We start from the raw sequence: 913 nt of genomic DNA, 5'->3' as shown, positions 1-913 counted from the left end.
AATAGAATCATTCAATGGTTCTGGTTCTTGCTCGTTTGTCACTGTTCTCTTAGGAAAATCAGTAGTAAAAGACGAAAGACGTTCTTCTAATCTTTTGGTATAGACTTCAGTTTCATCCTTGTAACGGACTAATTCCTCATAGTCAAAATAAATCTTATCCAAAAATTCGTCAACTTCTTCCTTATTATAGCCTCTGAATTTAATGGAGAAAGCTTTATCAATAATTTCTTGTGGTGTAATCGACATGTTTCTTCTCACTTACTTAGTAGTAATTGGACTGTTATTTTTTTCTTATCTTTTTTAGTTTGACCATTTTCTTTGAGTAAGATAATCCGTCCAAAACGTCTGACACTTACTAAATCACCTAATTTAACTTGGTAGTCAGATTTTTCAACCAGATGGTAATTTACCTGAACATATTTTCTTTCTAATAAATCAGCTGTCTGAGAGCGAGACAATTTCAGAACATTTGACAAGAAAGCATCCAAGCGCATACTCGGAACTAAAACTTCCTTTTCCTGATAATCACTCACGGCTTCTACCAATTCTTCAAAAGATACGACTTCTAGTTTGACAGGCAATCTAGCAATCTTTTGAATCCCATCTTGAAAGAGAGAAGTGAATTTTTGGTCCACAATGATTTGGGCTCTATTCTCCGTAACTAAAATATCACCAAACAACTTGCGATCAATTCCCAGACGATTCAGAACGGTTCCTAAAATCTTGGAATGAGTCAATTGGTCAAACTTACTAGAATAAACAATCTCAAGTAATTCCATTTCAAAATCCGCCAAAGTCGGTATGAAATAATCTGGTGCAAGAAGCACACGACTATACTCACTAGGCACAAAATCATTGCTTAAAAAAACTTGAATCCCATGATGATTCCCCAATGTCTTTAAAATAAAGACCT

The 913-nt window shown here is 34.6% G+C and carries 2 protein-coding genes; both read right to left on the bottom strand.

Translation table 11 applies throughout. From position 1 onward, the window contains the following. Positions 1-246: DivIVA domain-containing protein (locus HMPREF2795_RS10060; protein ID WP_075228813.1), on the bottom strand; the 246-nt coding region annotated here is incomplete at its 3' end. Between the two features lie 8 nt (positions 247-254). After that, a partial coding sequence (locus HMPREF2795_RS10055; protein ID WP_075228812.1) for a YlmH family RNA-binding protein occupies positions 255-913 on the bottom strand: 659 nt, incomplete at its 5' end.

Source organism: Streptococcus sp. HMSC056C01 (assembly GCF_001811305.1).
Classification (GTDB): Bacteria; Bacillota; Bacilli; order Lactobacillales; family Streptococcaceae; genus Streptococcus.
The sequence above is the reverse complement of the archived record's forward strand: the minus strand, read 5'-3'. Positions and strand labels throughout refer to the sequence as shown.